Origin of the sequence: Actinoplanes sp. NPDC051633 (genome assembly GCF_040681735.1) — a bacterium.
Lineage (GTDB): Bacteria > Actinomycetota > Actinomycetes > Mycobacteriales > Micromonosporaceae > Actinoplanes.
Map to the genome: position 1 here is coordinate 1 of NZ_JBFAZH010000383.1, position 6388 is coordinate 6388.

Annotated in this window: 5 protein-coding genes; 3 read left to right on the forward strand and 2 right to left on the reverse strand. The window is 70.4% G+C overall.

The genetic code is table 11. The annotated features are described in order from the left end of the window. On the forward strand, positions 1 to 781 hold a 781-nt coding region (locus tag AB0M20_RS21270; protein WP_364300605.1), incomplete at its 5' end, for a phosphoenolpyruvate carboxylase. A gap of 10 nt (positions 782 to 791) precedes the next feature. Here AB0M20_RS21270 and AB0M20_RS21275 read toward each other — a convergent pair. Continuing rightward, positions 792 to 3326: an EAL domain-containing protein gene (locus AB0M20_RS21275; RefSeq protein ID WP_364300607.1), complete on the reverse strand. Its 2535-nt coding sequence runs from the start codon at positions 3324 to 3326 to the stop codon at positions 792 to 794. Positions 3327 to 3373: 47 nt separating this feature from the next. Then, the gene (locus tag AB0M20_RS21280) at positions 3374 to 4744 is read right to left on the reverse strand and encodes an APC family permease (RefSeq protein ID WP_364300609.1); all 1371 of its coding nucleotides are present in this window, start codon (positions 4742 to 4744) and stop codon (positions 3374 to 3376) included. Between the two features lie 82 nt (positions 4745 to 4826). On the opposite strand from AB0M20_RS21280, the gene AB0M20_RS21285 reads away from it, so the two are divergent. Next, positions 4827 to 5243 (forward strand): universal stress protein, encoded by a 417-nt coding sequence (locus AB0M20_RS21285; protein WP_364300611.1) that lies wholly within the window; start codon positions 4827 to 4829, stop codon positions 5241 to 5243. Positions 5244 to 5446: 203 nt separating this feature from the next. After that, the gene (locus AB0M20_RS21290) at positions 5447 to 6337 is read left to right on the forward strand and encodes a DUF559 domain-containing protein (protein WP_364300613.1); all 891 of its coding nucleotides are present in this window, start codon (positions 5447 to 5449) and stop codon (positions 6335 to 6337) included. Positions 6338 to 6388 lie beyond the last annotated feature (51 nt).

Consider the following 6388-nt stretch of genomic DNA (forward strand, 5'->3'; position numbering starts at 1 on the left):
GACGCTGCTGCACACCACGCCGCAGGTGGACCTGCAACGGCTCGAGCACTGGGACGGGGCGATGGACACCGCCTCGGCCGCGGCGTTCGCGGCGTACCGGCGGCTGGTCGAGGATCCGGATCTGCCCGCGTACTTCTGGGCGGCGACACCGACCGAGCTGCTCGGCGCGCTGAACATCGGCTCGCGGCCGGCGAAGCGGCCGAACGCGGACGCCGGCCTGGGTGGCCTGCGCGCGATCCCGTGGGTGTTCGGCTGGACGCAGACCCGGCAGATCGTGCCCGGGTGGTTCGGTGTCGGCACCGGGCTCAAGGCGGCGCGTGAGGCCGGACTGGCCGACACCCTGCACGAGATGAAGGAGAACTGGCAGTTCTTCCGCACCTTCATCTCCAACGTCGAGATGATGCTGTTCAAGACGGACCTGAGCATCGCGCGGCGCTATGTCGACACCCTGGTCCCGGAGACGTTGCACCCGATCTTCGAACGGATCCAGGAGGAGTACGACCTGACCGTCCGCGAGGTGCTGGCCATCACCGGCGGCGACGAGCTCCTGTCCGGGCAGCCCGAGCTGCACCGCACGCTGGGGGTGCGCGACACCTATCTGGAACCGTTGCACCACCTGCAGGTGGCGTTGCTCCGGCAGTACCGCGAGCTGGGCGAGAACCAGCGCCAGCTGGCCACCGCACCGGGCGCGCGCCGGGCGCCGTCGGAGTCCACCGCCCTGGAGCGGGCGCTGCTCACCACGGTCAACGGCATCGCCGCGGGCATGCGCAACACCGGCTGATGGGGGTCGGCTAGCGCTGCGCCCGGTGCTGCTCCAGCAACGCCTCCATGCGCTCCGCCGGCATCGCCCGCCCGACCAGGTCGCCCTGGCCCAGCCGGCATCCGGCGGCCTGCACGGCGGACAGGTCGTCGTCGGTCAGCAGGCCCTGCGCGATGACGTCCATCCCGAGCCGGCGGCCCAGGGCGACCGTCGCCTCGGTGATCGCCACCTCCGCTTGCGCCCCGAAGACGTCCCGGTCGATCTTCAGCAGATCGATCGGCAGGGTGCGCAGCCGGCTCAGCGAGGTCGGCCCGGCGCCGAAGTGGCCGACCGCGGTGCGGATGCCCCGGGTACGCAGGCTGCCCAGCTCCACCGCGACGTCGTCCCGGTCCGCCCCCTGCAGCAGATCGGCCTCGGCGATCTCCACCACGAGTGCCGAGTCGGAGATGCCGGGTAGCTCCAGCGCGCTGTCCAGGGCGGCCTGGAAAACGGGGTCGGTCAGTGCGCGCGGCCGCACCGGGACCGACAACCACAGCGACTCGTGCTGCCGCCGCCAGCCGACCAGTTCGCGGCACGCCTGGTGCAGCACTCGGCGGCTCAGCTCGCCGAGCAGGCCCAGATCCTCCGCCAGTGCCAGCACCTCGCCGGCCGGTACCGGACCCAGCGTCGGATGCCGCCAGACCGGCACCGCCTCCACACCCACCGGACGCTGCCCGGGCAGCTCCACGATCGGCTGGTAGGTGAGGTCGATCCCGCCGCGGGACACGGCGCCCGGCAGGTCCTGCTCCAACGTGGACCGCCGCAGCAGCCGGCCCTCCATCTCCTCGTCGTACCATTCGACCGCACCCGGCGGCCCCGACCGCACCGAACGCATCGCCAGCGTGGCCCGGCGGATCACCTCGTCCATGCCGGCCTCGTCGGCGGCCAGATCGGTGAGCCCGGCCCAGGCCGACAGGTGCGCGACCGTCCCGGCGGTGTAGTACGGCGCGGTCAGCACGTTGATCAGCTGACTGGCGAGCAGGTGCGCGCGCACCGCACCGCCCCGGGTCAGCACGGCGAACCGGGTGTCCCCGATCCGGGCCGGCACGTCCGCGTCCGCCACCCGGTGGCGCAGCCGGCGGGCCGCGTCCACCAGCACCGCCTCGGCGAGGTCGGCGCCGTGCAGGTCGCTGATCGCGGTGAGCCCGCCCAGCTCCAGCACGATCAGCGCACCGGAGTCCGGCACCGGGTCGCCGGCCCGTTGCAGCCCGCGCCGGTTGGCCAGGCCGGTCTGGTGATCGAGGTACGCCGCCTGGCTCAACGCCTCCCGCAGGTCACCCTGACCGCTCAGGTCGCGGACGTGCACCACCAGCGTGCTGCCCGGCTCGGCCGGGTCGTCACCGCTGGCCGTCCATTCGGTCTCCCGCCAGCGGCCGAAACCGTCGCGCAGCCGGACGCCGATCGACGACCCGGTGGCCGTGCGACCCAGCCGGACGCTCAGGAACGCGTGCAACGCATCGGCCTGATCGGGGTGCACGAGAGCCAGCGCGGGACGGCCGAGCACGTCCTGATCGGACAGCCCGAACTGGCGCGCGGCGGCCGGCGACTGCCAGCGCACCGCGAGGTCGGCGTCCAGCACCATGGCCACATCGGACGATCCGAAGACCAGGCTGCGCAGGCGGTTGCCCTGGTCGGTGAGATGAGTGGCGTGCCGGCGCAGCGCGATGGCCGCGATGGACTCCCGCGCCGCGATCGCGGTGATCGCCACGGTGGCCAGCACGATCGCGACGGTGCCCAACTCCCGGCCGCTCAACAGGTGGTAGGCGGTGACGCCGGCGGAACCCAGGACCGGTGCCGCGAAGAGCGGGAAGCCGGCGGCCGGTTCGCTGCCGGCCGGCGGCAGCGGGCCGGCGTCGGGCCACACGCGGACGGTCGAATGCCAGAGGATGGCCGCCGCGACGGTGATCGCGACGCCCGCGGCCAGGCAGGCGGTCGCCGCGTTCGGTTGGTCGAGGTGGTCCATGCCGACGGTCAGCGCGATGAGGCCGATCAGCGACAGCGCCGCTCCCGGCCCCGCCCAGCGCAACGCGGCCCGATGGCGCACCGCGTGCACCCCGGCCACCATCGCGACCGCCGCCGCTCCGCCGCCGAAGATCAGCGCTGTCACAGAGGCCCCGCGACGTTCCTCTCCGTCGAAGAGAAGCAGCCAGGGCACGAAGACCATGCAGGTGAAGACGCCGACGGTGTCCAGGCCGACGCGCAGCCGGGCCAGCCCGTCGCGGCGCTGATGGGGGCGCAGCACGGCCGGCAGATAGCTCAACGCGACCAGGAAGATCGTGACGAGCGGGATCTCCGCCGGCAGTGGAACGTCGGCGACTTTCCGCTCGGGCGCGATCAGGACGGCGAGTCCGGAAGCGGTGCCGGCCAGGCCGGTGAGCAACAGACCGACGCCCATGACGAGGGTGCGCAGGCGAGGTCCGGCGGAAGTGTCGCGGGCCGCGGCGCGCAGCATCGCGATCGCGAAACCGGCCGCGCCGGCGGAGAGAAAACCACCGGCGGCGGCCACGAGGGCATTTTCCTGGGCCACTGTGGCACCGTACTAGTCCACAATTGACCTTCGTAAGGGGTGGTGGGTCAGCTACGCTGCGTCATCCGGCTCGCGAGGAAGGTGATCAGCCACAGCACGACGCCGACGACCAGCAGGATCCCCGCGATCCGGTAGTCGTCGACCGACCGGCCGGACAGCGGGCTGGCCAGGTAGGCGCAGGCCACCGCACCGATGATCGGAATCGCCGTCGGCGCCTTGAAGTGCTTGTGCTCCACCGTGTCCCGGCGCAGGACCAGCACGGCGATGTTCACGACAGTGAAGACGCAGAGCAACAACAGCGAGGTCGTCCCGCCCAGCGCGGCCAGATCGGCGAACCAGATCAGCCCGAAAGCGATCACCGTCGTGAAGACAATTCCCACCCATGGGGTACGCCGGGTCGGGTGCACCTTGCCGAGCGCCTTGGGGAGCACGCCCTCGTTGGCCATGCCGTAGAGCAACCGGCTCGCCATCAGCATGTTGATCAGCGCCGAGTTGGCGACGGCGAACATGGTGATGAAAGCGAAGATCCACAGCGGGAAGCCGGACGCGCCGGCCTCGACCACCTTGAGCAGCGGCGCGTCGCCCTCGCCGAGCTCCGCCGGAGGGACCAGGGCCACCGAGGAGATGGACACCAGCACGTAGATGACGCCGGTGATGCACAGACCGGTCAGCATCACCTTGGGGAAGATGCGGACCGGATCCTTGGTCTCCTCGGCCATGTTCACCGAGTCCTCGAAGCCGACCATCGCGAAGAACGCCAGGGCCGTCGCGGCGGTCACCGAGAAGAAGGCGCTCTCCCCCTCGGCCGCGGTGAAGTCGGTGAGCCGCGACAGGTCACCGTTGCCGCCGCCGAGCGCCCAGGCGCCGATGCAGATGATGATCAGCAGACCGGTCAACTCGACACAGGTGAGCAGCACGTTGAGCTTGACGCTCTCACCGACGCCCCGGAAGTTGATCAGGGCGATCAGCGTCATGAAGCCGAGCGCGAGCGCGGTCAGCCCGGCGCCCTCGCCGATGGTCAGATCGAACGCCTCGACGAAGTTGCTGGCGAACGCCTTGGACGCACTGGATGCGCTGGTCAGACCCGAACACATCACCGCGAAGGTGACGATGAAGGTCAGGAAGTGGATGCCGAACGCCTTGTGCGTGTAGAGCGCCGCGCCGGCCGCCCGCGGATACTTGGTGACCAGCTCGAGGTAGCTGAACGCAGTCAGCAGCGCGACCACGAAGGCGCACAGGAACGGCAGCCAGACCGCGCCGCCGACCTCTTTCGCCACGCGGCCGGTCAGCGCGTACACACCGGTGCCCAGGATGTCGCCCACGACGAAGAGCAACAGGAGCCCGGGACCCATGACCCGCTTGAGGGACGGCTCGCCGCGCTCCGAGGTCGTCTGCTGCTCGATCTCCGCATCCGCCATAAACGAGAGACTGGTCTAAGGAGCCGGATATGTCGAGAGTTGCTATCGACGTATCGCAATCGAGTGTGTAGAAATCTGTGACATGCGGATCGTCGTAGCGACAAAGCCCGACGCCGATCAGCCCTGGGTCGCGCAAGCGGCGGCCGGGCTGGCGAAACAGACCGGCGCCTCGGTGGCGGTGGTCTCGGTGGATCAGGTGGAATTGGAGCGGCTGGCCGCCGCGCCACGCAGCGTCTTCACCCAGGCCGCCGAGCAGGCCGCGGCGACGATGGCCCGACGCGTGGCCGAGGCCGGCGTCGAGGTCACCCACTCGGTCGTCCCGGGCCGCGCGGTCCAGGGCATCCTGGACTTCGCCGACCAGCAGAAGGCGGACCTGATCGTGGTGGGCGCAACCACCCGCCCGTCCGTGGCGGAGCGCCTCCTGGGCAGCGTCCCGTTAGACCTGATCAAAAAATCAACCCGCCCGGTGGTAGTAATCACCCACCCCAACTCCGCCTGACAAGCAAGGAGTGGTAGCCCACAGGGCAATCCGAGCCGTGGATAGCCCTCTGAGCTACCACTTCCGCCCTGGCCCGTGCGAGCAAGCGAAAAGTGGTAGCCCAGAGGGGCATCCGACGCCTGGATGCCCCTTCGGGCTACCACTTCGGCGTTATCCACAGGGCGTCTGCGGGCGGGGCGGCGGCTGCGGCATGGTCTGCGGTCATGGGTCGACGGGTCGAGGTGCCGAGGCAACTGATGGCGGGGCCGTTCCGCGGGCGTGATGCGGTGGCCCGCGGGCTCGTGACGCGCGACCTCCTGATCGGGCCGTCGTGGCGGCGCCTGCTTCCGGACGTGTACGTCGCCGCGGATGCGGTGACCGATCACCGGACCTGGTGTGCTGCCGTCGCTCTCACCCTGCCCGCGGCCGGAGCGGTCGATCGATACAGCGCGGCCTTCCTGCACGGCCTCGACCTGTTGCCGCCCGATGCCCCGGTGACGGTCACAGTGCCGACCCGCACCCATCTGTGGGCGCACCCGCGAGTGCGCCCGTTCCGCACAGCTCTCGATCCCGCGGACGTCATGAGGGTGGAGGGCATCCCGGTCACCTCCCCGCTACGCACCGCCTTCGACCTCGGCCGCCAGCGGCATCTCGGACCCTCAGTGGTGGCGGTTGACGCGATGTGTCATCGCCACTTGGTGACGATCGCCGACCTGGCGGACTACGCACGAGCGCGACGTCAGCTGCGCGGCGCCCGCCAACTCATCGCCCGCCTGCCGTTGGTGGAGCCGCGAAGCGAATCGGTGATGGAGTCCAGGCTGCGGATGCTTTTCGTGATGGCGGGACTGCCGACGCCGGTCGCTCAGTACGAGGTGCGCGACGAGCAAGGCCGGTTCGTCGCGCGGTTGGACCTGGCTTGGCCGGAGGCGAAAACGGCTGCGGAGTACGAAGGTGATCATCATCGTGAGCGGGAGCAGTTCCGGCGCGACGTCGCCCGGCTCAACGCTCTGCGGAAGGCCGGCTGGACGATTCTCCGTTTCACCGCCCCCGACGTCCACGATCATCCCGACCGCACGGTCTCCCACATGGCCGACGCCCTCAAGAAGAAGTGGTAGCCCAGGAGGCCATCCGCGCCCCCGAAAAGGCCCAGCCCGACCACAAATACC

Bases quoted from the DNA above. Each gene is read 5' to 3' on its own strand.
- AB0M20_RS21280 (WP_364300609.1), bottom strand. From the start codon at position 4,744: ATGGCGGATGCGGAGATCGAGCAGCAGACGACCTCGGAGCGCGGCGAG.
- AB0M20_RS21285 (WP_364300611.1), top strand. From the start codon at position 4,827: ATGCGGATCGTCGTAGCGACAAAGCCCGACGCCGATCAGCCCTGGGTC.
- AB0M20_RS21290 (WP_364300613.1), top strand. From the start codon at position 5,447: ATGGGTCGACGGGTCGAGGTGCCGAGGCAACTGATGGCGGGGCCGTTC.